Raw genomic sequence first — 25,427 nt, forward strand, 5'->3', positions numbered from 1 at the left:
GCCCGTCAGCACAGCATCGCCTCGATCAGCATCGGGCCGGGCTCGCAGACCGAGGCGGCGATGGCGCGGTGCAGTTCGGCGGCATCCTCGACGCGCTGCGCGGGGACGCCCATGCCGCGGGCGAGCGCGCAGAAATCCAGATCGGGCCGCCGCAGGTCCAGCATGTCCAGCGCGGTCGGGCCGGGATTGGCGCCGACGCGCAGAAGCTCGCCCTTCAGGATCTCGTAGCTGCGGTTGGCGAAGATGACCGTGGTGACGTTCAGCCCCTCGCGCGCCTGGGTCCACAAGCCCTGCAGCGTGTACATGGCCGAGCCGTCCGCCTGCAGCGCCACGACCGGCCGGTCCGGGCGGGCGACCGAGGCGCCTGCCGCCAGCGGCACGCCGATCCCGATCGAGCCGCCGGTGATCGCCAGCCAGGACAGCGGCGGCGCGCCCGCCGCCAGCCTGCCCACGTCACGGCCGCGCGTGATCCCCTCGTCGACGACGATGGCCCCTTCGGGCAGCGCCGAGGCGATGGCCTGCGACAACGCCAAGTCGTTCAGCGGTCCTGCCTGCGGGGCTTGGGGACGCGGCGCGTCGGTGCCTTGCCAAGGCTTCGCGCCGACCAGTTCCGCAATAGCTGCCAGCGCGGCGCGGCCATCCTGGGCGCGGTCGGCCAAGGTCAGGGTGCGGCAACCCGGCGGCAGCAGCACACTGGGGCGGCCGGGGTAGGCGAAGAAGGCGACCGGCTCGACCGTCTCGACCAGCACGGCGCGGTCGAAGCCGGACAGCGCCTCCAGCGCCATATCGATCGGGTAAGGGATACGCGGGATGACGGGCAGCCCCGCCCCCATCTCGACGCGCCGGTTTGCGCCCGGCGCCATCACCGCCGCACCGGTTGCCTGCGCGATCCCGGCTGCCAGCTTCAGCGACTGCGGGTCCTCCAGCACTGTCCCGCCGACCAGCAGCACCGCGCCGGGGCCGAGCGCTTCGGCTGCGCGGGCGACGGCCTCGTCCGACACCGTGCCTGCGGGCCTCGGCGGCGGCGGCGGGGCGATTACCCCACCCTCGTCCCAGCCGAGATCGGCCGGCAGGATCAGGGTCGCCACCGCGCCGGGATGCGAGGCTGCCGCCGCCCATCCCTCCATCGCGTCCCGCGCCAGCGTCGCGGCCGAACTGCCGGTCTTGACCCAATCCGAGAAGGGCGCGACCGCTCCCGACAGGTCGGCCGACAGCGGTGCGTCATAGCCGAGGTGCCGGACCGCGTGCTCGCCCACGAGATTCAACACGGGCGAGCGCGCCTTGCGGGCATTGTGCAGGTTCGCCGCGCCATTGGCGAAGCCGGGCGCCAGATGCAGCAGCGTGGCGGCAGGCTTGCCTGCCATGCGCGCATAGCCGTCGGCGGCGCCGGTCACGACGCCCTCGAACAGCCCCAGCACGCAGCGCATCAGCCGCGTGCGGTCCAGCGCGTCCACGAACTGCATCTCGGACGTGCCGGGGTTGGCGAAACAGACCTCGGTTCCCGCAGCGTGCAGGCTGCGGACGACGCTTTCCGCACCGTTCATGCGGCTTCCTTTCGAGCATGGGCGAGCACCTGAAGGCGCCGCGCCAGTGCCGGGCTTTCGTCCCCGGCGGTTTCCTTGGGCATGGGGGGCAGGCTTTCCGCGAAATGGCAGGCGACAAGATCGTCGGCCACCGGCCGCAACTCGGGCCGATCCACCCGGCAGCGGTCCTGCGCGAAGGGGCAGCGGGGGTGGAAGGCGCAGCCGGGCGGCGGCGCCATGGCGCTGGCGGTTTCCCCCTTCAGCGGCACCTGCGGCACGCGCCCCGAGGCCACCGGCCGGGGCGCGGCTGCGATCAGCGAACGGGTGTAGGGATGGCGCGGGTCGGCAAAGAGCCGCGAGGCATCAGCCATTTCCACGATGCGGCCCAGGTACATGACGGCCACGCGGGTCGCGATGTGGCGCACCACCGCAAGGTCGTGGCTGATGAAGACATAGGCCACGCCCGTCTCGGCCTGCAGGTCCTGCAGCAGGTTCACGATCTGCGCCTGGATGGACACGTCCAGCGCGCTGACCGGCTCGTCGCAGACGATCAGGCGCGGGTTCGTCGCCAGTGCCCGCGCGATGCCGACACGCTGACGCTGGCCGCCGGAAAACTCGTGCGGATAGCGGCCCGCGTGCCAAGATGACAGCCCGGCCATCGACAGAACCTCGTCGATGCGGCGATCCAGCGCCGCGCCGCCGGCCATGCCGTGCAGGCGCAGCGGCTCGGCGATGACCTCGCGCACGGTCATGCGTGGGTTGAGCGAGCCGAAGGGGTCCTGGAAGATCATCTGCATCTCGCGCCGCGCGGCGCGCAGTTCGGCCGGCGACAGCGTGAAGATGTCGCGCCCGTTCAGCAGCGTCCGGCCCCCGGTCGGCTCCTGCAGGCGCAGGATCGTGCGCCCGGCGGTGGACTTGCCGCAGCCGGATTCGCCCACGATGGCCAGGGTCTCGCCCGCCTCCAGCGTGAAGCTGATGTCGGTGACGGCCTGCACGGCGCCGGTGACGCGGCGCAGAAGGCCCCGGCGGACGGGAAAATGCTTGGTCAGCCGTTCGACCGACAGAAGCGGCGCGTTCATGCCGCAATCTCCTCGATGGGGGCGCGCCAGCAGGCGACGCTGTGGTCCGTCCCGATGGCTGCCAGCGGAGGCTGCTCGGCCCGGCAGACGTCGATGGCCAGCGGACAGCGCGAGGCGAAGCGGCAGCCCTTGCGGTTCGCCCAAGGCGGCGGAACCGAGCCGGGAATGGTGGCCAGCCGGTCGGCAGGCGCGTCCAGCCGGGGCACGGCGGCCATCAGGCCGATGGTGTAAGGATGCTGCGGATCGGCGAACAGCGCCGCGGTCGGCGCGCGCTCCACCACCTTGCCGCCATACATCACCGCCACCTCGTCACAGGTCTCGGCGACCACGCCCAGATCATGGGTGATCAGCAGGATCGCGGTGCCGGTGCGTTCCTGCAGGTTCTGCAGCAGTTCGAGGATCTGAGCCTGCACCGTGACGTCCAGCGCCGTCGTGGGCTCGTCGGCGATCAGCAGCACGGGGTCGTTGGCAAGAGCCATCGCGATCATCACCCGCTGGCGCTGACCGCCCGAGAGCTGATGCGGATAATCGTCGATGCGCCTGGCAGGCGAGGGAAGGCCGACCATGTCCAGCAGTTCGATGGCCCGGTCGCGGGCGGCGCGGTCCGACAGGTCCGAATGGGCCTGCAGCATCTCGCGCAACTGCACCCCCAGCGTATAGACGGGGTTCAGCGAGGTCATCGGTTCCTGGAACACCATGCCGATGCGGCCGCCGCGCAGCTTGCGCATTTCGGGTTCCGGCAGGGACAGAAGGTCGCGGCCCTCGAACATGATCCGCCCGCCCGCGTAATGGCCGGGGGGCTGCGGGACCAGCCGCATCACGGCCAGCGAGGTCACCGACTTGCCGCAGCCGGACTCTCCCACCAGCCCCAGCGTGCGCCCCTTTTCCAGCGTCAGGTCGATGCCGTTGACGGCGGGGAAGCGGTGCCGGGGGTTGCCGAACTCGACAACCAGGTTCTCGATGGACAGGAGCGGCGGCGTCATGGCGTCTTCCCGTAGGAAAGCGGCGAGGCCTGATCATGCGTCCGCCCGGCGTAGTCGCGGGTGGCGAAGTCGATCTCGGCCTGCCGCTGTGCGGCTTCCAGCCGGTCCAGCGCGGCGGGAAGGTCAAAGGCAAGGGCGCGCCCGTCCTCGACCACCTGCCGGCCATCGACGAAGACCTGCCGCACGGGACGCTCGCCCGCCACATAGATCAGGGACCGCAGCGGATCGCGCACGGGGCGCATCGCCGGATGGTCGAGGTCGGCCATGAACAGGTCGGCCTTGGCGCCGGGCGCCAGCCGCCCGATGTCGTCCCGGCCCAGGATTGCGGCCCCGCCGACGGTCGCGGCATCGAACACGTCCGAGGTCCGCAGGTCGAACACATCCCCCGACATCAGGCGCGAGTTGATCAGAACGTGCCGCATCTCCTCGATCATGTTGTGGGGATAGGTGTCGGTCCCGATCCCCAGTGGCACACCCGCGCGACGATAGCGGCCGAAGCTGCGCAGGGCGATGCCGCGGCGCTGGAACACGGTCGGGCAATGGGCGACCGCCGTGCCGCTGCCCGCCAGCCGGTCAAGATCGCGGCCATGCGGCCAGTGGACCCAGGGGTGGTCGTTCAGGAAGATGCCATGGCCGATGATCGTGCCCTGCCCCAGCACGCCCAAGTCATCCAGCCATTCGACGGGGGTGCGGCCATGGCGGCGAGTGATCTCGTGGAACTCGACCACGGACTGCGCCGCGTGGATCTGCATGGGGACGCCGCGCCGCTGCGCCTCGGCATGGCTGTCGCGGATCAGTTCGGGCGTGCAGGTGTCGATCTGCGAGGGCGCCACCATCCCGGTGATGCGCCCGCACTCATGCACGGTGGCGCGGTCGATGAAATCCATGGCCTCGGCCATGGCGCGCTCGCCCCCGTCGGCACCCCAGTCATAGTGGACGACATGGCCATCGGCGGTTCCCCAACTGGCCGAGCGGTACATCGGCGCGACGACGCCCCGCAGTCCGGACTGAGCCAGCAGGTCGAGCCAGCCGTCATAGACGACCGACAGGTCCACCAGCGTCGTCACGCCGGACTGCAGCAGCTCGGAATAGGCGACCTGGGTGCAGGCACGGGTGCCTTCGCCACTGGTGCCGAACAGCGGCATGTATTCGTAAAGCGAGCTCATATACAGCGCCGGGCTGCCAAGCTCGTCCAGGAAGCCCTTGTTCATCGGCTCGGACAGCGGGTGCGAGTGGATGTTCACCAGCCCCGGCGACACCATGCTGCGGCTGCCGTCGATCTGGCGCGCGGCGGGGCCGTCGTAGCGCCCGCCGACATGCACCAGCCGGTCGCCCGCGAAGGCGACGTCGCCCGAGGCGAAGCGATGGCTTTCGGCGGCTTCGTCCCAGGCAATGATCCACGGGCAGTCGCGGATGACCGTGACGTTCTGTTCCATGCTAATCCCTTGTCGCGAAGGGGGCGGGACCGCTGTCGGTCCCGCCCGGACAGTCACTCGACCAGCTTCAGGTCGAGGCCCTTGTAGAGCGCCGCGCCATAGTTGCTGTGCGGCACGATCGGCGCGAGGCGGGTCGAGGACACGACCGTCCGCGGCTCGTGGATCAGGGGCAGCCAGACGTTCGCGTCATGCACCTTGGCCAGCACCTTGCCGTAGGCCGCGGCACGGGTGGCGTCGTCTAGGGCAGCCTTGCCCTCGGCCAGCCACCGGTCCGTTTCCGCGTCGTTCCAGTTCATGCGGTTGGGCGTCGGAATGTTGGCCGAAGGGAAATACAGGTTCAGCGCGTCGCCCGCCGAGACATAGGGATAGCTCATCCCGAAGGCGTCGAACTCCTGCGTGGCCATCTTGCCCCAGGCGACCGTGGCGTCGAAGATCTCGACCTGCAGATCGACGCCGATCTTGCGCAGTTCCGCCTGGGTGTATTCCGACAGCTTCTGCCAGGTCGAGCCGGTGAAGAAATACCCCAGGGGCGCCAGCCTCACGCCGTCCTTGACCCGGATGCCGTCAGGCCCGGGCACCCAGCCCGCCTCGTCCAGCAGCGCATTGGCCGCGGCCGGGTCATAGGGCGGCAGCGAGGCTTCCAGCGCCGGGTCCCAGTCCTTGGTCGCGGTGCTGATGTAGCTCTGCGCGCCTTGCACGCCCCCGAAGAACTGGTCGCGGGCCAGCGCGTCCTGGTCCAGCGCAAGGTTGATCGCCCGCCGCACCGCCGGGTCGGCGACCGTCGGTTGATCGACCTTGAAGCCGATGAAATAGGTCCAGAAGGCGCTTTCCGACTGCACCACGTTCAGGTTCGGCGCGACCTTCAGCTGTTCCAGCGCGATATAGGGCACATATTGCGTGATCTGCGTCTGGTCGGTCATCAGCGCGATGGTGCGGGTGTTTTCCTCGGGGACCACCTGCCAGACCAGCCGGTCGATCTGCGCCTCGCCCTTGTTTTCGTAGAAGTCCGGGCCCCAGGCATAGCCCGCGTGCTTGGTCATGGTCAGGCGGTCGCGCGGGTTCCAGCTTTCCCAGCAATAGGGGCCGGTCCCGTTCATGCCCTGGATGCCGAAGTCGGCCCCCAGCGCCTCGACCTGGTTGCGGTCGATGATCGTCGCGAAGCTTTGCGTCAGCTGATACAGCAGCTCCGAGAAGGGCGTCTTCAGCTTGTAGACGATGGTGGTCGCGTCAGGCGCGGTGATCGATTCGACCTCGCCCGCGCGCCATTTCACCGGCGAGGCCGTGGCCGGGTCCAGCCAGCGGTTGAAGCTGTAGACCACGTCCTCGGCCGTCATGGCGCGGCCGTCGCAGAACTTGACGTCGTCGCGCAGCTTGAAGGTGTAGGTCAGGCCGTCCTCGGACACCTCCCAGCTTGTCGCCAGGCCGGGGGTCAGGGTCTTCATGCCGGGCTCGATGGACACAAGCGTGTCGCCCAGCATGAACAGGATCTCGGCCGCGGCCAGGGCCGTGCTCTTGTGCGGGTCGTAGTTGTTCGAGTCCATCTCGCGGGCGATGTTGATCTCGCTGGCCCAGGCGCTGGACAGCGCGAGGAGGCTGGCCGCTGCGGCAAGGCCGAGCGTCTTGCGGGTGGTCATGGTCCTTGGCTCCCTGCTTGTTGTGGTTCAGTTTCTTGTTCTCGGGTCGAGCACGTCGCGCAGCGCGTCCCCGGCCACGTTGGCCGTCAGCACGATCACGAAGATCGCGACGGAGGGGATGATGGCGATATGCGGCGCGAACAGCATGAAGTCGCGCCCCTGCGAGGCCATCATGCCCAGTTCGGACGCGGGCGGACGCGCGCCGAGGCCCAGAAAACTCAGCGCCGACCCCAGCAGGATCACCTGCCCGAAGCGCAGCGACATGAAGATCATGATGGACGAGATGCAGTTCCGCAGCAGATAGCGGGTGAAGAGCGTCCGGTCCGGCAGCCCGATCGCGCGGCCTGCCTCGACGAATTCCTGCTTCATCACGCCGACTGCGACGGACCGGGCGATGCGGGCGCTGTCGGGCACCGTGGCGACGGCCAGCGCGAGGATCACCGGCATGATGCCCGCCCCCATCACCGCGACCAGCGCGAGGCCCAGCAGGATCGCGGGGAAGGACAGCATCACATCCACGGACCGCATGATCCAGGGATCGAGCCTGCCGTAGAAAGCCGCGAGCAGCCCCAGCAGCGAGCCGATGCCGCCGCCAAGGACAACCGCGACCAGCCCGATCAGCAGCGTGAGCCGCGTCCCGTGCAGCAGGCGGGACAGGATGTCGCGCCCCTGCCCGTCCGTGCCAAGCAGGAACTCGGCGCTGCCGCGTTCCGCCCACGCCGGGGGCAGCATCATGTTGCGGGTGCTTTCCGTGGGGTCGTGCGGCGCGAGCCAGGGGGCAAGAAGAGCCGCCAGCGCGATCAGCAGGAAGACCGCGATGGCCAGGGCTGCGGCGGGATCGCGCATGAGGGCTGCGAACCAGTGGCGGCGGGCCGGTGCCTCGTCGGAGGCGGCGGGCGTCATGGCATCTGTCACGCTCATGATTTCTGCGCCCTCGGGTCAAGGATGGCGTAAAGCATGTCCACGATCATGTTGATGAGGATGAAGCCCAGCGCGAGGACGAGGATCGTGCCCTGCGCGAGCGGGAAGTCCGAGGACAGGATCGCGCCGACCGCCAGCCGGCCGATGCCGGGATAGGAGAAGATCGTCTCGGTCACGACTGCGCCGCCCAGCAGGTAGCCCGCCTGCAGGCCGATCAGGGTGACGACAGGGATCAGGGCATTGCGCAGCGCGTGGCGCAGGATCACCCGGCGCTCGGTCAGCCCCTTGGCGCGGGCGGTGCGGACATGGTCCAGCCGCAGCACCTCAAGGACGCTCGACCGGGTCATCCGGGCGACGGGGCCGACGAAGATCAGGCCCAGCGACAGCGCGGGGATGGCGATGTGGCGCAGCCCGTCGACAGTCCACAGCGGCCCGCCGCGTCCCATGAAGGGCAGGATCTGCAGGGTCACGCCCAGGAACTGCATCAGCACCAGCGCGATGAAGAAGATCGGCAGCGACACGCCCGCGACCGAGATCGCCATGATCGTGCGGTCAACCCAGCTTCCCCGCCGGACGGCGGCGATGGTGCCCATCCCGATTCCCAGCGGCACCGCCCAGATCAGCGAGGCGATCATCAGCTCGACCGTGGGCCCGACGGCGGCGGCAAGCTCGCTGACGACGGGTCGGTTCGAGATCAGCGACCGCCCCAGGTCGCCCTGCACCAGCCGCTCGGCATATCGGCCAAGCTGCACCAGCAGCGGCTGGTCCAGCCCCATCTGCTGGCGGATCTGAGCGACCACCTCGGGGGTGGCGGTGGGGCCGGCCATGATCTGCGCCGGGTCGCCGGGCGCCATCTTGATCAGCAGGAAGCCGAAGATCACGACGCCGATCAGCACCGGGACCGACAGCAGCAGGCGGTTGACCAGCGCGTTGATCATGCCGGGGCTGCCCGCTCGTGCACGATCTCGCCGCCGCGCAGCGTCAGTTCGCAGACCGCGTCCAGCAGAGCCTCGGGCGCGACCGCCGTCAGGTCGCGGTCGAAGACGGCGATGTCGGCGAGCTGCCCAGGTTCGAGCCGCCCCTTCAGCCCTTCCTCGCTCGAGGCATAGGCGGAGGCGGAGGTGTAGGCGTGCAGCGCCTCGTCGATGCTCAGGCACTGCTCGGGTCCGAAGACCTTGCCGCCGCGCGTCTTCCGGGTGACGAGGTTGTAGATCACCGGCCGCGGGTCGATGTCGGTCACCGGGCAGTCGGTCGAGGCCGAGGGGTTCAGCCCGCGCTCGATCCAGGTGCGGAAGGGATGCGAGGCGGCGATGCGGTCCTTTTCCAGCACCGTCTCGTAGTTGTCGCCGAACCAGTAAAGGAACGAGGGCTGCGCGACGGGCAGGACATGCAGCCGCTCCAGCCGGTCCATCTGGTCGGGGCGCAGCCAGCCGCAATGCTCGATCCGGTGTCGCCGGTCGGGCGCGGGGTTCGCCGTCTGGGCGGCCTCGATGGCGTTCAGCACTTCCTCGATGGCGGCGTCGCCGATGGCGTGGATGCCCATCTGCCAGCCCGCGTCATGCGCCTGCTTCACCATCGCGTCCAGTTCCGACTGGTCGGGGATGCAGAGCAGGCCCTTGTTGCCGGGATCGCCCATGTAGTCCTGCGTCATCGCGGCGGTCTTGGACCCCGCGCTGCCGTCGGTGAACATCTTGACTGGGCCGATGCGGAACATCTCGCAGCCCTTCCCGGTGGACAGCCCCTCGGCCATCGCCTGCGGCAGGATGGTGCGCGTCTTGTCCGCCATCACGCAGCCGTAGACCCGGACCGGCAGGCGGCCCTCGTCCCGCGCACGCCGATAGGCGACCATCTCGTCCCAGCCGGAATGCAGCCCGATCGCGGCCTCCATGACCGAGGTGATGCCGTGGCCCAGCAGCATGTTGCCCGCGCGCTCGATCGCCTCGACCATTTCTTCGACCGAGGGATGGGGCATCACGGCCTCGAAGGGCTCACGCCCCGTTTCGGCCACCATGCCGGTCAGGCGGCCGTCGCGGATCTCGATCAGCCCGCCCTCGGGCTGGGGCGTGGTCTCGTCGATGCCGGCCAGTGCAAGCGCCCGGCTGTTGGCAACCGCCGAGTGGCCATCCGTGCGGACGATGTAGCAAGGATGATCGGGGCAGGCGCGGTCCAGTTCGTCGCGGTGGGGGAAGCGACCCACGTCCAGCAGGAAGTGGTTGAAGCCGCGCCCCAGCACCCATTCGCCCTCGGGCGTGACCGCCGCCCGCGCCCGCAGCGCCTCCAGCATCGCCTCCAGCGTCGGGGCGACCTCGTGGCGCAGGTCCACCCGGCTCATGTCCATCCCGAGCGGCAGCAGGTGCATGTGCGCGTCGTAGATCCCCGGCATCGCAAAGCGGCCACCAAGGTCGATGCGCCGCGTCTGCAGCCCGGCCACGGCCTCGATCTCGGCCGTCGTCCCGGTCGCCATGACGCGCCCGTCCCGGATTGCCACGGCCTCGGCCTTGGGCAGGTCCAGCCCGCACCAGACGACCCCTCCTGTCAGCACCACATCCGCTGTGTCCACCTGCCACTCCCCTCGTGTTCTTGTTGGGGTCAGTGGACTTTCATGGTCCGCGGGCTGTCAACAAACATGCCCTCCGGCGTCCATCGCCTCAGCTTATGCACTCATAAGCCGTGAACCACGGCGGCCGGATTGACAGGCCCGGTCCTTCGAGGATCGCTCGGTCCATGAGCATCAGTTCCGACACCCGCGCCGACATCTCCCGCTTCTGGTCCACCATCGCGCGTTCGGCCGAGATCGGCCCCGGCCGCCCCGGCGGGCTGTCCCGGTTGACCCTGACCGATGCCGACCGCGAGATGCGCGACCAGTTCACCGAATGGTGCCGCGAGGCGGGGCTAAAGGTGTCGGTGGACGAGATGGGCAACATCTTCGGCCGCCGCGCCGGGCGCGAGGACAACCTGCCCCCGGTGATGATCGGCAGCCACCTTGACACGCAGGTCAACGGCGGCCGCTTCGACGGGATCGCGGGCGTGCTGGCGGGGCTCGAGGTCGTGCGCTGCCTGAACGACGCGGGCCATGTCACGCGCCGTCCCGTCGTGGTCGTGAACTGGACGAACGAGGAAGGCGCGCGCTTCAGCCCGCCCATGATCGGCTCGGGCGTGTTCGCCGGCCGCTATGCCCTGGACTGGGCCCATGGGCTGCAGGACGACGACGGCGCACGCCTGGGCGACGAGCTTGCGCGCATCGGCTACAAGGGCAGCCTGCCCTGCCGCGCGGGCGAGATCGACGCCTACCTAGAACTGCACATCGAACAGGGGCCGATCCTTGACGCGGAACGGCGCGAAATGGGCGTCGTCACCGGCGGCTATCCCAGCCACGGGATGCGCGTGACCTTTGGCGGCCAGACGGCCCATACCGGTCCCACGCCGATGGACCTGCGCCGCAACGCGCTGGTTGCGGGCGCCCGCTGGCTGACGGCGGTGGACGACCTCGGCTGGGCCTTCAGCGCGCAGGACGGCAAGGCCTCGGGTTCAAGGCTGGCCGTCTGGCCGAACAAGGCAGGCATCCTGTCCGACACCGCCGAGGCCGTGGCCGACGTGCGCCATCCCGACCCCATGACCGTCCGCGTCATGGCCGAGCGGATGCGCCGCGACGCGCAGGCCGCCGCCGCCATTGCCGGATGCACGCTCCGAATCGAGGACGAATGGTCCTGGGGCGGCGACATCTTCGACGCCGAACTGACCGAAACTGTCCGGGCCGAAGCCCTGCGGCAGGGATGGAACTGGAGGGACATCAAGTCTCAGGCTGGGCACGATGCCTATCATCTGGCCACGATCTGTCCCACGGCGATGATCTTCACCCCCTGCAAGGGGGGAATCACCCACAACAACGCCGAGGACTGCGCGCCCGAGGATTTCAGCGCCGGCCTGAATGTCTTGCTGCACGCCGTGGCAAGCCGCGCCGACCGCTGACTGGCCCACCGGGTCGTCTCCTATGCCCCGGCAGGCTCACCCTGCGTCGTCAGCCAGTCCGCGAACAGGGCAACGGTCCCCTCGGGCTCTCGTGCGGGATGGATCAGCGCATAAGGGCACGGCCCGGCCAGCGAAATCGGGCTGACCTGCACCAGCATCCCGCGATCCAGATCCGCGCGGGCGAAGATGTCGGGCAGCAGCGCGGCGCCCAGGCCCGCGCGGGCAGCGGCGATGACCATCTCGAAATGCTCGAAACGCGGGCCCCGGATGCCCTCCACCTCCAGCCCCGCGGCGGCCAGCCAGTCGGTCCAAAGGTGCGGGCGCGTGGACTGCTGGATCAGGGGGACGCCCGACAGGTCCCTCGGGACCGGCAGATCGGGCGCTGCCACCACGATCAGCCGCTCGGGCAGGATCGGCATGACCGCCGCGCCTGACCGCGCCATCTCGGCCCGCTGGATCGCGGCGTCAAAGGGGCTGTCGTCGAAATCGACCGGCCCCAGCGCCGAGGCGAGATCCAGCGACACGCCGGGATGGCGGGTGGCGAAGTCCCCCAGCCTCGGGATCAGCCAGGCCGCAGCAAAGGTCGGCAGGACCGCCAGCCGCAGCACCTGCCGGCTTCCGCCGAAGGCCATGATCTTGCGCGCCGAGCGGTCGAGGTCGTCCAGGATGCCTTCGGCATCGCGCAGCATGGCCCGGCCCGCGTCCGACAGGACCATCCGCTGCCGGATGCGCTGGAACAGCGTCACGCCCAGCCGGTCCTCCAGCGTGCGGATCGCGCGGCTGACGGCGCTTTGCGTCAGGTTCAGCGCCCCGGCCGCGCGCGAGGCCGACCCCAGCCGCGCGCACAGCACGAAGGCGCGCAGTTCGGGGATGCTTGGCGTGTGGTGGGATCGGAACGGGGTCATGACTTTGCCTCATGGCTTGAGGATTTTTCCTCGCTACCAGCGGCCGCCGCCGACTGGTAGTCAGCACTGCAAAGAATGGAGGCACCGCATGGCCGCGCTGAAACCCAAGGACGCCCCGGACCTGAGCCGCTTCGGCTGGGAGGACCCCTTCCGCCTGAACGACCAGCTGTCGGAAGACGAAAGGATGATGCGCGACAGCGCCCGCGCCTATGCGCAGGAAAGGCTGGCCCCCCGCGTGATCGCCGCCTACCGCGAGGAGAAGACCGACCCTGCCATCTTCCGCGAAATGGGCGAGATGGGCCTGCTGGGCGTCACCATCCCCGAGGAATACGGCGGGTTGGGCGCCTCCTACGTCAGCTACGGACTGGTCGCGCGCGAGGTCGAGCGCGTGGATTCGGGCTACCGCTCGATGATGTCGGTGCAGTCCTCGCTGGTGATGTATCCAATCTATGCCTACGGCTCGGAAGAGCAGCGGCGGAAATACCTGCCCAAGCTCGCGAGCGGAGAGTTCATCGGCTGCTTCGGGCTGACCGAGCCGGATGCGGGTTCCGACCCCGGCGGGATGAAGACCACGGCGAAGAAGACCGCGGACGGCTATGTGCTGAACGGCACGAAGATGTGGATCTCGAACTCGCCCATCGCCGACGTCTTCGTCGTCTGGGCCAAGTCCGAGGCCCATGGCGGCAAGATCCGCGGCTTCGTCCTTGAAAAGGGCATGAAGGGCCTCTCCGCACCCAAGATCGAGGGCAAGCTGTCCCTGCGGGCCTCGATCACCGGCGAGATCGTCATGGACGGAGTCGAGGTCGGCGAGGACGCGCTGCTGCCGAACGTCGAGGGTCTGAAAGGTCCCTTCGGCTGCCTCAACCGTGCGCGCTACGGCATCAGCTGGGGCGTCCTCGGCGCGGCCGAGTTCTGCTATCACGCCGCGCGGCAGTATGGCCTCGACCGCAAGCAGTTCAACCGCCCGCTGGCGCAGACGCAGCTGTTCCAGCTGAAGCTGGCGAACATGATGACCGAGATCACGCTCGGCCTCCAGGCCTCGCTGCAGGTCGGGCGGCTGATGGATGCGGCGCAGGCCGCGCCCGAGATGATCAGCCTCGTCAAGCGCAACAACTGCGGCAAGGCGCTGGAGATCGCGCGGATTTCCCGCGATATGCACGGCGGCAACGGGATTTCCGAGGAGTTCCAGGTCATGCGCCACGCGCAGAACCTGGAAACGGTGAACACCTACGAGGGCACGCATGACGTCCACGCCCTGATCCTGGGCCGCGCCATCACGGGCCTGCAGGCATTCGCCTAATGGGTGCCCCGCTGGAAGGGCTGCGCGTCGTCGAACTGGCGCGCATCCTCGCCGGTCCCTGGATCGGCCAGACGCTGGCCGATCTTGGCGCCGAGGTGATCAAGGTCGAGGCTCCCGAAGGCGACGACACCCGCCGCTGGGGGCCTCCGTTCCTCGACCGTCCGCTGCCGGACGGCGGGACGGAGCGGGTGGCGGCCTATTTTCACGCGGCAAACCGGGGCAAGAGCTCGATCACCTGCGACTTCGGGAACGACGAGGACCTCGCGCGGCTGAAGGGATTGATCGCCAGGGTCGACGTGGTGGTCGAGAACTTCAAGGTCGGCGGGCTGAAGCGCTTCGGCCTCGACTATGAAAGCCTTGCGGCGTCGAACCCGCGCCTCGTCTATGCCTCGGTCACGGGCTTCGGCCAGGACGGGCCGCGGGCGAGCCAACCGGGCTATGACTTCCTGATCCAGGGCATGTGCGGGATCATGGACCTGACCGGCGAGCCGGACGGCGAGCCGCAGAAGGTCGGCGTCGCCTGGATCGACATCTTCACCGGGCTTTACGGCGTCATCGGGATCCAGGCCGCGCTGGCCGAACGGGAACGGTCCGGCAAGGGCCAGCGCGTGGACCTCTCGCTGCTGGACACGGGCGTGGCGGTTCTGGCGAACCAGGCGATGAACCAGATGATCGGCGGCGTGACACCGCGCCGGTTGGGGAACGCGCATCCAAACATCGTGCCCTACCAGTTGTTCCCGGCCTCGGACGGCCATGTCATCATCGCCTGCGGCAATGACCGGCAGTTCCGAGGCCTTTGCCGCGCTCTGGGACTGGAGGGGCTGGCGGACGACCCCGACTATGCCACCAACCCTGCCCGCGTGGCGAACCGCGCCCGTCTTTGCCCTATGATCGCAGAGGCCACCGCCCACCTGCGCCGCGCCGAGATCATCTCCATGATGGAACAGGCAGGCGTCCCTGCCGGACCGATCAACAGCGTGGCCGATGCCCTGGCTGAGCCGCAGATCGAGGCGCGCGGCCTCAAGATCGCCCCCGAGGGCATCCCCGGCCTGCGCACCCCCATCGCCTTTTCCCGCAGCGGACTGGTGCTGGACAAGGCGGCACCCATGCTGCCGAAAAGGCACGCCTGATCCCGCGCCCTGCCGCTTTGCCCCAAGGCCCTCCATGCTTGCCGAGGCATGCGGGGCACCTTGGCCGCGAAGCAGTGGGGCTTTTCCTGTCCCAACGAACCCAGTGCCTGCCGCCTCATCCAGGCCGGCGCCCCACTGCGGCAAGGCAGCATGAACGACATAACAGGCAGAGGAGGAAACATGCCTATCCATCACCGGACCTTCGCGGCGGCGCTTGCCGCATCCGTCCTTGTCCCCGTCGCGTCCTGGGCGCAGGGCACCTATCCCGACCGAACCGTCACGCTTGTCGTGCCCTATGCGGCTGGCGGGCCCACCGACACCGTGGCGCGGCTTGTCGCCGAGCCGATGTCCAAGGCCCTGGGCCAGCAGGTCATCATCGAGAACATGGGCGGTGCCAGCGGCACCATCGGCGCGGGACAGGTCGCCCGGGCCGATGCCGACGGCTACACGCTGATGCTGCACACCTCGGCGCAGGCCACGAACGACCTGTTCTATGACAAGCTGGCCTATGGTTCGCGCGAGGCGTTCCAGCCGCTGGGCGTCGTCAGCCACACGCCGATGACGCTGGTGGGCCGCAAGGACCTGCCGCCGGAAACCGCGGCCGAAGCGCTGGACTACATCCGCGCAAGCGGCGACGGGGTGGCCTTCGGCAATGCCGGCGTGGGCGGTCCGTCCTACCTCTGCGGTCTGCTGATCGAAAACCGGCTCGAGACCCCGATGGTCATGGTCCCCTATGCCGGGACGGGCCCCGCGCTGACCGACCTGCTGGGCGGCCAGATCGACCTGATCTGCGAACAGGCGACCAACACGATCGGTCACATCCGCAGCGGTGCGGTCAAGGCCTATGCCGCGACCAGCGCCGAACGCCTGCCTTCGCTGCCCGACCTGCCGACCCTGGCCGAGGTGGGGCTGGAGGGCTTCGAGACGACCGTCTGGCTGGGCCTTTACGGTCCGAGGGACATGCCGCAGCCGGTGATCGACACGGTGGTCTCGGCGCTCCAGACCGCCCTGAAGGACCCGCTTGTCACCGAGCGTTTCGCCGACCTGGCCACCACTCCGGCGTCCGCCGAAGAGGCCACGCCCCAAGGACTGCTGGCCACGCAAGAGGCCGAGGTCGCCAAGTGGAAGGACCTGATCGAGGCGGCTGGCCTGCAGGCCAACTGACCGGAAGCCCTGCTCCAAGGGATCGTACCGGGGCTTCAGCCTCTCGGTCCCCTGCAAATGACGCCCCGGCCACGACAAGGACCGGGGCGGACACAAGAGATTGGATGGCGTGTCCAAGTTCCCTCGCGTGGAATGAACAGCCCACGCGCCGCTCTGTGTCAGCCTGCCCGGCCCCTCCCGCCCCCATCAGGCCGCGCCCTGCGACGGCAACAGGCCTGTCCTTCTAGCCAGCTTGCGACTTTCCGGTGCTTCGGAGATTACCGGCCTGTGCCTGCCAATGCTGTGCGGGCCTTGTTCTTGTCGAGTTTGTTTCCATGAAAAAGACCTACACTGCCCCCACCCTGCAAGTCTGCGGCTCGCTGGAAGAAATGACCCAGGGCGTTGGCAACGGCGGCGGCTTCCCCGGCAAGGGCAACGCTTTCGGCCACAAGAAGAAGGTCGTGCTGACCTTCTCGTGACAGATGCAGCGGAGAGCCGGGGTTCACCGTGAAACACCTCAGGAACTCAGGACCGCGGCCGCCCGGTTGCCCCTCAGCGGATTCCTGCCGGGCACATCCTTGTCCTATCCATTCATGTAGCTAGGAAGAATGGGAACTCGCGCTAGCATGGCCGTGTTAGCGAGTGATGTGTTTCCAGGTGTCAGCGGGGCGCTCGTGTCGTCCCGCTGACACATGTCACCGGACCGACACCAGCGGTGCGCATCAGTGAACGGAAAACAGCCGCGAAGCGTTCGCCAGGGCAGCAAAGCCCACATGGGCATTCCAGTTGGCCGCAGCCGAGGAAAGCGAGCATGTGGGGGCGTCCCCATGCGCCCCGGTCACGAAGCCACAGGTCGGACATTCGAGTATGGCCTTCCACGCGCTGCGGTGGTCAGCGAGGATTGATACCGACGGCGGCGCGACGGTTCCACAAGGGCATGTCTTCAGTCCCATGGGTGTGCTTTCACATTGCGACGACAGAACCCTTTAACAAAGGGAAGCTGCAAATGCACACTCATATGTCGCGACGTAACGTCAGCTCGGGAAAGTGCGCCATGACAGCCTCAGTCAGGCGCCCTCTGCAAGTCGCTGCGCAGAGGCCTTGGGAATCCGCACAACTCGCCCCAAGGCGTCATCGTCGCAGCCCCGCGCTCGGCACGACTGACGGCAAGGCTGCACCAAGCATCCAGCCCGGCCTTGCGCAGCGCCCGGCCCGAAACTCGTCTCAGTTGATCAGAACTTTTGGCGCATTGTCCGGCAGCCGCGCCAGGCCGAGGAACTGCCGCCCCCCGATCGGGTTGACCAGCCAGAGGCCATGCGTGCTGACCTCGATGGAGACCACACCCTCGACGGCATAGCTGTGGAAGTACTCGCGCAGCGTATCCACCATATCCGGAGTGAACTCGGCAACAGCTCTTACTTGAACACCATCCTTGGCCATGCGGCTCCTCTTTCCGAAACGTCCGCAGAACATGTTCTACGCTGTTAATATGGGTCCGAGCCAAGCCTCGCGGCAAGCGCTTGGTTCCCATGCAGAGCAGAACGGACATCACGTCAACGCGACAGGGCTGGTATATATGTCTCAGGCAGCGCTCGTCAGCCCTTAACTGGCCTACGGCTTTCCACCGCCCGGCTCGCGATCCGGCCGGTGCGGAGGGTGACGATCAAGGCCGGGAGGATGATCTGCTGCCGTCATGGACGCCAGCTCCGAGTGGATGAGTCAGACTTCCCGAGACCACACTTTTATGCGCGAAAGAGCACGAGCGGAAAGCGACTCCTCCCAACGGGAGGACTGACAAGAAAACAGGAGAATATATGGCGGAGACGAATCAAGCTATTTTCATGTTTTATCAGTAGCATGTCGTTGCGACCCTCGTTCAGCACCCCACAAAAAGCGGGACTGCCTGTCGCCACCTGTCGCGCGCTGTCGCACCATGTTGCATTGTGCATGTGGGGTAAAATGCCGGGTGCGAAATGCCGAAGATGGCTGCGGAACTCTCCGCCATAGAGGTGAAGCGGCTTGAGCATCCTGGCCGGGGCCGGAACGTCCTGTTTCCCGTGGGTGGCGTTGCGGGGCTGCACCTGCAAATCACGCCGAACAATGGGCGCACCTGGCTGTTGCGTGTGCAGGTCGGGGCCAAGCGCCGGGAAATCGGCTTGGGCGGCTATCCCGATGTGACCTTGGCGATGGCCCGCGACCGGGCGCGGGAGGCTAAAGACCTGATTCGGCGCGGCATCGACCCGGTGGAGGAACGCAAGGCCGCCAAGGCTGCCCTGATAGCCGCCCAGCATCGGGTCTTGTCCTTCTCGGGTGCCGTGGACCGCTACCTTGCGGCGAAGCTGGACGCCTTCAGGAACGCCAAGCACCGCCAGCAATGGCGCAACACGCTCGACAGCTACGCCCTGCCGGACCTTGGCCCCATGCTGGTGCAGGACATCGGCACGCAGGACGTGCTGCGGGTGCTGACCCAGCTGGTTGACGACGCGGGCGGCACCTTCTGGCAAGCTAGGACCGAGACCGCATCCCGTCTGCGCGGACGCATTGAGGCGGTGCTGTCTTGGGCCACCGTGGCCGGGCACCGCTCGGGCGACAACCTGGCGCGCTGGGCCGGGAACCTGAAGGAACTGCTGCCCGCCCCGTCCAAGGTGGCAAAGGTGGGCAATCAGCCGGCGGTGCAGATCGACGACGCGCCACGCTGGTTCACGGCCCTGCGCCAGCGCGACGGCATGGGCTCGCGTGCCCTGGAGTTTGCCGCTCTGACCGCCACCCGCTCGCAAGAGGTGCGCGGAGCGCGTTGGGATGAAATCGACCTTGAGGCTGCGCTTTGGATTATCCCGGCAGCGCGGATGAAGATGGAGCGCGAGCATCGGGTGCCGCTGACGCCCGACACGGTGGCGCTGCTGCAAGCCCTGCCGCGCTTTGCCGACAACCCGCTGGTGTTTCCGGCGGCCCGTGGCGGCGAGTTGTCCGACATGACCCTGAGCGCGGCCATGAAGAGGCTGCATCAGGCGGACGTGGACGCGGGTGCTGCGGGCTTCGTTGACCGGGTGAGCAAGCGCCCGGCGGTGCCGCACGGGCTGCGCTCGACCTTCCGCGACTGGGTGGCCGAGCGAACGCACTATCCCGGCGACATGGCCGAGGTGGCGCTGGCGCATCGCGTGGCAAGCGCGGTGGAGGCGTCCTACCGGCGCGGCGACATGGTGGAGAAGCCCCGCGCGATGATGGCGGCATGGGCGGATTACTTAACCGCCAGGAGCCGGACAGGTTGTAACATTGTGAGGATAAAGAAATGAGCCTTTCTGCAATGGATTACTGGCGTTTGGCTGACGAACTGTCGGTTATCGACGCCGCGATACTCATTACCGGGAACAATCCAGAACAGAAATACGAAGAATATGACCCCGACAGCCAGACTTCCCAATGGGTGAAGCTAAAAAACTATGATGGTTTTGAGGCAACATTCAGGGCTCTACGAAACGCGATATTAAGCGATAAGCTGCGCGCAAAGATTGCCGTAAGGACGCGCGACACTGTTGAGATAAATGGAGGGTATAACGTCATGGGGGAGCGCATCTATTGTCGCGAGGTTCTGGATGCAGACCTTAATGAAATCAAGGTTCCTTTCGATACTCTCATACGCGCTTCCGACTTCAAGGCGTCCATATTTTCGAATCGGCAGATCGATGCTCTTCATAACGCCACAACTCTTTACGTCTTGAGGGAGCCGTGCTGGGAGGAAACCGTGGTGGACGTGGACGATCTGAAGAGATGGTTGGCGTCAAAAGGATTGTTTCCCACTTTCTTTTTTCCAGAGCGACCGGCTGCGGGCTTCAGGGATAAGGACCATTCTCGCTACTCTCCAAAGCTCGCATGCGCAGTTGCCGCATGGGAGGCAGTTAAGCGACCTGCACGGAACCTAAGCGTCAAGGCAACGGTCCAAGCTTGGGTCCAGGCAAACGGCGTGAACTATGGACTCGCTGACAAAGATGGCATCCCGCCCGCTACCGCCGTTGAGGAAATCGCCAAAGTGATGAACTGGGAAACCAAGGGGGGGCTAATCCAACTGGGGGGAAGGCTGAGGAAGGAGAGGATGAGTCGCCGGAAGGAGTTCGTAATTTCTCGGCGGTTTATGAGCCATTTGACGACACCATACCGTTCTAGGCAGGCTCAAATCTGCATCGTGAAAGCAGCCCACCCCTAAGTCTAACATACTGATCTATATATACAATAAATCAGCCGCCACTACTTCGGCGACTGCGTTTCTGCGAAGGGACGGCGTAGTTATCGAAACCTGCCCAGCTTCCGCAGGCCCTATTATGCGCCTCACATTGCACCCAACGCTAATCCGTTGGAGTGCATCGCATGGTTCGCGAAACCTACCTGTCCGACATTCAGCTTGCCGCCCGTTACAGCGGCCACCGCACGACGCCCTGGCGCTGGGCGAAGGCTGACCCGACCTTTCCCAAGCCGGTGACGCTGACACCCGGCTGCACCCGCTGGAAGCTGTCGGAAATCGAGGCGTGGGAAGCATCCCGCGCAACCGCCGCCGTATAACGAAACCCCCGCCGGGCAAGGGCGGGAGCGGTAATCATGTGCGGCGGGGATAGCTGCACCATACCGTTTCGCGCCCGGCCCTTCAAGAAAAGAGGCCGAGACATGGCATCGAGTGACTGCTGGTATTCAAGTCCGACGCAGGTGTTCTGGACCTGCGACGCCCTTATCCGGGGCCGCATCATCAGCACGAAATCGGAAATCCGCGCCGTGAAGGGCTGGCGTCTGGCCGCTATCGTCCACCGCCTGAAAGACGATTACGGCTGGCCCATCCTGACGGACTATCGCGGTCCGGAGAACGTGGCGCATTACCGGCTGGAATCCGGCACGGACATTTCCCGGCTGCGCTTCCCGCCCAGTGCGAAGAGCCTAGCTGACGGGCTAAAAGGCGGTGCCGCATGATGGCGCTTCGCATTGCTGTCCTGTGCCAGCGCTACGGCATCGACGCCGACCGAGCCGCCATGCTTGCCGCCTTTGTCTGGGGGTGCGGGCATGACTGACGCGCGCGCCCTGACCCTCGCCCTTCGCGGCAGATGGTATCGCCGTTACGGGCTGGCTTGCTGTCCCGCGCATGGCGACCGGCGGCCCAGCCTGACCCTGGCCGATGCCCCGGACGGGCGGTTGCTTCTCAACTGCAAGACCGGGTGCAGCTTCCTGGACGTGTTGGCTGCCCTGCGCGACCGGGGGCTGGTGGACCGGATGGACCACCCCCAGCCGCCCAGCGCATCCGAGATTGCCCGCCGCCGGGTCGAGGATGAAGCGGAGGCCGTGAAGCGGGAACGGCAGGCGCTGGCTGTCTGGCGCGAGGCGCTGCCTGTTCCCGGCACCCTGGCGGATACCTACCTGCGGGGGCGGGGCATCACCTGCCCCCTGCCGGACACGCTGCGCTTCCATCCCGAGTGCTGGCACGGCGCGACGGCCCAGCGCCTGCCTGCGCTGGTGGCGCGGGTGGACGGCTTGCCGCGCCTGGCCGTGCATCGGACCTACCTGCGCGCGGACGGCACCGGCAAGGCCGAGGTGGACCCGCCCAAGGCGATGCTGGGCGCGGCGCTGGGCGGCGCTGTGCGAGTCGCTGACGGGCCGGGGCCGCTTGTGGTGGCCGAGGGCATCGAGACGGCCCTGAGCCTGCCCAGCGGGCTGCTGCGCGGCCCTGCGACGGTCTGGGCGGCGCTGTCTGCCGCAGGCATCGGCGGGCTGCGTCTGCCGGACGGCATCCCGCATCGCCTGACCATCGCGCCGGACGGCGACACGGCAGGCCGTGAGGCCGCGCACAAGCTGGCCGAACGCGCAACCGCTTTGGGCTGGACCGTGAGCCTGCTGCCCGCCCCGGATGGCCGGGACTGGAACGACATTCTCATGCTGAAAGGGGCGCCGTGATGGCCGCCAATGTGGAGTTTTCTGAACTTTCCGTGCCTTCCCCTTTGGCGGAGAATATGACCTTTAATCACCCTGCCGAACCCATCCCCTTCACGCCCGAAGGCCCGCAACCACTCCTGCGAGAAATCCCACCGGGGCAACCCTATCCGGTGCAGGCGCTGGGGCCGCTGCAAGGGGCGGTGGCGGCGGTGCAAGGTATGACGCTGGCCCCCATCGCCATTCCCGCGCAAAGCGCTCTGGCGGTGGCGTCGTTGGCCGTGCAGGGCTTTGCTAACGTCGAGACGTTGGGCGGCGACCGGCCCCTGTCGCTCTATGCCCTGACCATCGCTCGCAGCGGCGAACGGAAATCCACCTGTGACGGGCTGCTTATGCAGGGCTTGCGCGACTTCGAGCGCGAGGAAGCCGACCGGCACCGCGAGGATGTGAAGGGATGGCTGACGCGGCACGCGCTCTGGAAGGTGCAGCATGACGGCATCATTGCCTCCGTGAAGGGCAAGGCGGGCAAGAACGCCAAGACCCAGACCGAGGCGCAGGCCGACCTGCGGGCGCTGGGGGATGAACCCGCCGCACCGCCGTCGCCCGACCGCACGGTGACGGAACCGACCTATGAGGGACTGACGCGCAAGTTTGCCGAAGGGATGCCGAGCCTTGGCATCTTCTCGGACGAAGGCGGGCAGTTTCTGGGCGGCTTCGCCATGTCGAGCGACAACCGGCAAAAGACCCTGGCCGCGCTGAATGACCTCTGGCAGGGCAATCCCATCCGCCGGACCCGGCAGGGGGAAGGTTCCTTCACCCTCTATGGTCGCAGGCTGGCCGTGCATCTCATGGTCCAACCTGGCGTGGCGCGCGACTTCATGGCCGACCCCAAGGCCGACGACACGGGCTTTCTGCCGCGCTTTCTGTTGTGCGAGCCGCCCAGCACCATCGGGACGCGACTGCATGGGCTGACCCGCGACGGGGCGGGGCCGGTAGATGCGTTTGCCGCCCGGCTGGGCACCATCCTGCGCACGCCCCTGCCGATGGAGCCGGACAGCCGGGCGCTGGAGCCGCGCCGCTTGCCTCTGGCCCCCGATGCCCGCGCGCTGCTGACCGAATACGCGGACGCCGTGGAACTCGCCCAGCGCCCCGGCGCGGCCATGTCGGGCGTGACCGGCTATGCGTCCAAGGCCGCCGAGCAAGCCTGCCGCATCGCAGGCGTGCTGACCTTATGGCGCGACCTGGCCGCCCCGGTGGTCGAGGCCGAGGACATGGCATCCGCGATCGAACTGGCGGACTTCTACCTGTCCGGGGCGCTGCGGCTGGCGGACGCCGCGAAGGTGAGCGAGGACACCGACCGGGCCGAACGGCTGCGGCGCTGGCTGGTGGAGGAATGGCCCCACCCCGAGGTGATGACGCGGGATGTTGTGCAGCACGCGCCCATCCGCGCTCTGCGGGAAACCAAGGCGGCCACTGCCGCGCTGGGCACGCTGGAACGGCACGGCTGGGTTGCGGCGCTGCCTGCCGGAACCGTGGTGCGGGGCGCAGCCCGTTCGACCGCTTGGCGCATCGTGAAAGGGGGCGTCCATGCTGTTTGACGCCCGCGCCGCGCTGGCGCGCATCCGCGCCGATGCACCTGCCGTCCCTGCCGTGAAAACGCAATCGGAACCGGCCCCCGGTGCTACTTGTGCTACTTGTGCTGCGCCGCACGCCCCAAGGCCCGCCCATGCAGCACAAGTAGCACAAGTAGCACGCGCCCGGCCTTCCGAGCCGGAAAACGCGCCCATGCCCGGCGGTGCCGTTGTGCTTCCCCTTCGCGGCCCCGCTTCCCGCCCGGCCCCTGCGCCCAGCGCCCCCGGCGGCATGGTGCGGCTGGACTGGTCGGGGGAATGGGTGAGCGGCGACCGCTGGGAGGCCATGAGGGACCTGGAACGCCACCGCCCGCGAGACGTGCTGTTCTGCGGCAAGTGCTGGCGGCCTCGCAGCCGCGAGGTGGCATTGGCCTGCCTGGACGGGAGGCCCTGCCGATGAAGCAACCCCATGAACCCAAGGGGGCGGAGCTGGCTGCCCGCGGCAAGGCCGCCGGGCTGACCCAGCGCCAGCTTGCCGAGACCGCAGGGGTGGGCCGGACGGCGGTGCAGTATTGGGAAGCCGCGCCGCATCTGGACCCGCGCGGCTGGGCGGTGGTCCGCATGACCGAGGCGCTGGGCTGGGCTGTCCGGCTCGCAAGCGAGACAACTACGCACCCGCGCGGGGATGGGGTGCTATCCTTGGCCGAGCGGATGGACGCCCTTGCCGCCGCCCAGCTTGCCGCCTTCAAGGACCGCGAGGCCCAGCGCGCTGCCCGCCGCCGCATCCGCTGCGGGGCCAAGACCCGCAAGGGCACGTCCTGCCGCAACAAGAGCGAACCGGGCAAACGCCGCTGCAAGTTCCATGGGGGGGCTGTCCACCGGAGCGCGCACGCCCGAGGGCATCGAGCGTATTCGCCAAGCCCAGCGCCGCCGCTGGGCCAGGGCGCGGGACAAGTCAGCTTCCGCGCCGACCGGCAACCAGGCCCCTGACCCGGCTGTGACCCGCGATTCATCAAAGGCCGCCCATGCCCGCACCTGACCCGCACGGCATCACCATCGAGGAGCGCCCCCACGGCTGGGGCGTGCTGGTGGAAACCTTCATGCTGTCGGGACGCACGCAGCGCATGGCGCGGGCCAAGCGCATCCTGCGGAACCTGGCCGCGAACGGCTGGGCGTGCCGCTGGTGCGGCGGCCCCGTGCCCGAGTTCCGCCGCGCCGATGCCTGCTACTGCGGCGAGGGGTGCCGCAAGCGCGCCGCCCGACAGCGAAAGAAGACTTGAAACAAGGCAGGCTGTGAGCAGGCATTTGCCGCCGCGAGGGGCGAACGCGGCAGCACGACAGACTATGGCGTCAAATGGCAGCCATGGCCAAGCCGACCATTATCAGGGTGTCAATCAGCGTAACGGCGGTCGAAATCAGGAAATTGACCATCAGGCAAATCCTTGTTCGGTGGTGCGGACCTACAGTCAACAAAAAGGACGCCGATTGGATGCGGGGATCGGTTGCAACTTGACCGAAAAGACAAGGTGCAGATGCCGGCCGCATTTCCAGACGCCGACGCGCGCGGGATGAGGTGATAGGGACGGACGCCTTGGACACCCCGAAAAGCGGCTTGGTGCTGCCCCCTTTGCGCGCTGCGCTCGCCTGCATGGGCCAGACGCCGGGAAGAACCTGAACGTCCCCCGCCTGATGGCAGGCTTGCCTGCACCCTGAGAAAACCCTAAGAAGCTGCCGCCCCCTCATGGAGTGAAAGCGCGTTCTCTAAACTAGAGCGATTTAGAGGCGCTGGGCAGGCCGCGCCGCTTGATAAACAAACAAGAGAAAATCAAGCGCATGGGGTGGTGCTGTCCGGCCTGATTGTGTCAGCTGACCTGCCACGGGTCTTTCATCCAGCCGCGACCGGAGCCCGGTTTGTGTTTACGGTGGTCG

At 67.7% G+C, this 25,427-nt stretch carries 23 protein-coding genes; 13 read left to right on the forward strand and 10 right to left on the reverse strand.

Annotated features, from left to right (window positions below; all coding sequences use genetic code 11):
- Nucleotides 1-5 precede the first annotated feature (5 nt).
- Genes ACFFII_RS14890 through ACFFII_RS14925 form a run of 8 tightly spaced genes read right to left on the reverse strand, consistent with a single transcriptional unit; the run spans nucleotide 6 to nucleotide 10,136 of the window.
- Nucleotides 6-1,544, reverse strand: a complete 1,539-nt coding sequence (locus tag ACFFII_RS14890; RefSeq protein ID WP_377699658.1) for an acetolactate synthase large subunit — start codon at nucleotides 1,542-1,544, stop codon at nucleotides 6-8.
- The gene (locus tag ACFFII_RS14895) at nucleotides 1,541-2,602 is read right to left on the reverse strand and encodes an ABC transporter ATP-binding protein (RefSeq protein ID WP_377699659.1); all 1,062 of its coding nucleotides are present in this window, start codon (nucleotides 2,600-2,602) and stop codon (nucleotides 1,541-1,543) included. Before ACFFII_RS14895 ends, ACFFII_RS14890 begins: the two co-directional genes overlap by 4 nt.
- On the reverse strand, nucleotides 2,599-3,585 hold the full coding sequence (locus tag ACFFII_RS14900) for an ABC transporter ATP-binding protein (RefSeq protein ID WP_377699660.1): 987 nt from the start codon (nucleotides 3,583-3,585) through the stop codon (nucleotides 2,599-2,601). Before ACFFII_RS14900 ends, ACFFII_RS14895 begins: the two co-directional genes overlap by 4 nt.
- Complete coding sequence (locus tag ACFFII_RS14905; RefSeq protein WP_377699661.1) at nucleotides 3,582-5,021, reverse strand: amidohydrolase family protein; 1,440 nt, start codon at nucleotides 5,019-5,021, stop codon at nucleotides 3,582-3,584. The genes ACFFII_RS14900 and ACFFII_RS14905 overlap by 4 nt, the downstream gene beginning before the upstream one ends.
- A 53-nt stretch (nucleotides 5,022-5,074) precedes the next feature.
- Nucleotides 5,075-6,655, reverse strand: a complete 1,581-nt coding sequence (locus ACFFII_RS14910; RefSeq protein ID WP_377699662.1) for an ABC transporter substrate-binding protein — start codon at nucleotides 6,653-6,655, stop codon at nucleotides 5,075-5,077.
- A gap of 27 nt (nucleotides 6,656-6,682) precedes the next feature.
- Complete coding sequence (locus tag ACFFII_RS14915; protein ID WP_377699663.1) at nucleotides 6,683-7,576, reverse strand: ABC transporter permease; 894 nt, start codon at nucleotides 7,574-7,576, stop codon at nucleotides 6,683-6,685.
- A complete protein-coding gene (locus ACFFII_RS14920; RefSeq protein WP_090753565.1) occupies nucleotides 7,573-8,514 on the reverse strand; it encodes an ABC transporter permease in 942 nt (313 codons plus the stop codon). The genes ACFFII_RS14915 and ACFFII_RS14920 overlap by 4 nt, the downstream gene beginning before the upstream one ends.
- Nucleotides 8,511-10,136 carry an amidohydrolase gene (locus ACFFII_RS14925; protein ID WP_377699664.1) on the reverse strand — a complete coding sequence of 542 codons (1,626 nt, stop codon included), beginning with the start codon at nucleotides 10,134-10,136 and terminating at the stop codon, nucleotides 8,511-8,513. The genes ACFFII_RS14920 and ACFFII_RS14925 overlap by 4 nt, the downstream gene beginning before the upstream one ends.
- Nucleotides 10,137-10,300: 164 nt before the next feature.
- Here ACFFII_RS14925 and ACFFII_RS14930 point away from each other — a divergent pair, with 164 nt between their 5' ends.
- Nucleotides 10,301-11,545, forward strand: a complete 1,245-nt coding sequence (locus ACFFII_RS14930) for a Zn-dependent hydrolase (protein WP_377699665.1) — start codon at nucleotides 10,301-10,303, stop codon at nucleotides 11,543-11,545.
- Between the two features lie 20 nt (nucleotides 11,546-11,565).
- Here ACFFII_RS14930 and ACFFII_RS14935 read toward each other — a convergent pair whose 3' ends face one another.
- Nucleotides 11,566-12,450 carry a LysR substrate-binding domain-containing protein gene (locus ACFFII_RS14935; protein WP_377699666.1) on the reverse strand — a complete coding sequence of 295 codons (885 nt, stop codon included), beginning with the start codon at nucleotides 12,448-12,450 and terminating at the stop codon, nucleotides 11,566-11,568.
- Between the two features lie 88 nt (nucleotides 12,451-12,538).
- On the opposite strand from ACFFII_RS14935, the gene ACFFII_RS14940 reads away from it, so the two are divergent.
- The 4 genes from ACFFII_RS14940 (at nucleotide 12,539) to ACFFII_RS14955 (ending at nucleotide 16,502) form a co-directional block, all read left to right on the forward strand.
- Entirely contained in the window at nucleotides 12,539-13,750 is a 1,212-nt protein-coding gene (locus tag ACFFII_RS14940) for an acyl-CoA dehydrogenase (protein WP_377699667.1), read from the forward strand.
- Nucleotides 13,750-14,880: a CaiB/BaiF CoA transferase family protein gene (locus tag ACFFII_RS14945; RefSeq protein ID WP_377699668.1), complete on the forward strand. Its 1,131-nt coding sequence runs from the start codon at nucleotides 13,750-13,752 to the stop codon at nucleotides 14,878-14,880. Before ACFFII_RS14940 ends, ACFFII_RS14945 begins: the two co-directional genes overlap by 1 nt.
- Nucleotides 14,881-15,060: 180 nt before the next feature.
- Nucleotides 15,061-16,044, forward strand: coding sequence for a tripartite tricarboxylate transporter substrate-binding protein (locus ACFFII_RS14950; RefSeq protein ID WP_377699669.1), 984 nt, complete (start codon nucleotides 15,061-15,063; stop codon nucleotides 16,042-16,044).
- Between the two features lie 314 nt (nucleotides 16,045-16,358).
- Nucleotides 16,359-16,502, forward strand: coding sequence for a lasso peptide (locus ACFFII_RS14955; RefSeq protein ID WP_139166635.1), 144 nt, complete (start codon nucleotides 16,359-16,361; stop codon nucleotides 16,500-16,502).
- A 745-nt stretch (nucleotides 16,503-17,247) separates the two neighbouring features.
- Here ACFFII_RS14955 and ACFFII_RS14960 read toward each other — a convergent pair.
- Complete coding sequence (locus ACFFII_RS14960; RefSeq protein ID WP_090753575.1) at nucleotides 17,248-17,463, reverse strand: hypothetical protein; 216 nt, start codon at nucleotides 17,461-17,463, stop codon at nucleotides 17,248-17,250.
- Between the two features lie 533 nt (nucleotides 17,464-17,996).
- On the opposite strand from ACFFII_RS14960, the gene ACFFII_RS14965 reads away from it, so the two are divergent.
- The 8 genes from ACFFII_RS14965 (at nucleotide 17,997) to ACFFII_RS15000 (ending at nucleotide 24,778) form a co-directional block, all read left to right on the forward strand.
- Nucleotides 17,997-19,316: a tyrosine-type recombinase/integrase gene (locus tag ACFFII_RS14965; protein ID WP_377699670.1), complete on the forward strand. Its 1,320-nt coding sequence runs from the start codon at nucleotides 17,997-17,999 to the stop codon at nucleotides 19,314-19,316.
- Nucleotides 19,313-20,224 (forward strand): hypothetical protein, encoded by a 912-nt coding sequence (locus ACFFII_RS14970; RefSeq protein WP_377699671.1) that lies wholly within the window; start codon nucleotides 19,313-19,315, stop codon nucleotides 20,222-20,224. Before ACFFII_RS14965 ends, ACFFII_RS14970 begins: the two co-directional genes overlap by 4 nt.
- A 161-nt stretch (nucleotides 20,225-20,385) precedes the next feature.
- A complete protein-coding gene (locus ACFFII_RS14975; protein ID WP_377699672.1) occupies nucleotides 20,386-20,577 on the forward strand; it encodes a helix-turn-helix transcriptional regulator in 192 nt (63 codons plus the stop codon).
- Between the two features lie 102 nt (nucleotides 20,578-20,679).
- A complete protein-coding gene (locus tag ACFFII_RS14980; RefSeq protein ID WP_377699673.1) occupies nucleotides 20,680-20,976 on the forward strand; it encodes a hypothetical protein in 297 nt (98 codons plus the stop codon).
- 90 nt (nucleotides 20,977-21,066) lie between these two features.
- The gene (locus ACFFII_RS14985) at nucleotides 21,067-21,951 is read left to right on the forward strand and encodes a DUF7146 domain-containing protein (RefSeq protein ID WP_377699674.1); all 885 of its coding nucleotides are present in this window, start codon (nucleotides 21,067-21,069) and stop codon (nucleotides 21,949-21,951) included.
- Nucleotides 21,952-22,007: 56 nt separating this feature from the next.
- Nucleotides 22,008-23,525 carry a YfjI family protein gene (locus tag ACFFII_RS14990; protein WP_377699675.1) on the forward strand — a complete coding sequence of 506 codons (1,518 nt, stop codon included), beginning with the start codon at nucleotides 22,008-22,010 and terminating at the stop codon, nucleotides 23,523-23,525.
- A 429-nt stretch (nucleotides 23,526-23,954) separates the two neighbouring features.
- Nucleotides 23,955-24,488: an HGGxSTG domain-containing protein gene (locus ACFFII_RS14995; protein WP_377699676.1), complete on the forward strand. Its 534-nt coding sequence runs from the start codon at nucleotides 23,955-23,957 to the stop codon at nucleotides 24,486-24,488.
- Nucleotides 24,489-24,523: 35 nt separating this feature from the next.
- Nucleotides 24,524-24,778, forward strand: coding sequence for a hypothetical protein (locus ACFFII_RS15000; RefSeq protein WP_377699677.1), 255 nt, complete (start codon nucleotides 24,524-24,526; stop codon nucleotides 24,776-24,778).
- Nucleotides 24,779-25,427: the final 649 nt, after the last annotated feature.

The sequence above is a fragment of the Paracoccus niistensis genome (genome assembly GCF_042432925.1).
In the GTDB taxonomy this organism is placed as follows: domain Bacteria; phylum Pseudomonadota; class Alphaproteobacteria; order Rhodobacterales; family Rhodobacteraceae; genus Paracoccus; species Paracoccus niistensis.